Below are 221 nucleotides of genomic sequence, written 5' to 3'. Positions count from 1 at the left end.
GCCATCATCATGGGACACAGCCAGTTTGAGCGTATCCCCATCAGCCGGGAGCGTCAGGAACGGCTTCTCTATGAGCAGATCGACGAGATCACCGAGGGCATCGCAGAGGTGCAGGCCAGCGGCGGCGAGCGTTTTACCGTCAAGCAGCTGGAGCGTACCAGAAAGTCTCTGGAAGCCAGACTGGAAAAGCTGCAAGCCGAGGGGCGAAAAGACGATGTGGT

1 protein-coding gene is annotated in these 221 nt (G+C 58.8%); it reads left to right on the top strand.

From position 1 onward, the window contains the following. Nucleotides 1–221: hypothetical protein (locus tag GPK94_RS15825; protein WP_215656264.1), on the top strand; the 221-nt coding region annotated here is incomplete at both ends.

It is taken from the genome of Pseudoflavonifractor sp. MCC625, assembly GCF_018784545.1.
GTDB lineage: Bacteria > Bacillota > Clostridia > Oscillospirales > Oscillospiraceae > Pseudoflavonifractor_A > Pseudoflavonifractor_A gallinarum.
The sequence above is the reverse complement of the archived record's forward strand: the minus strand, read 5'-3'. Positions and strand labels throughout refer to the sequence as shown.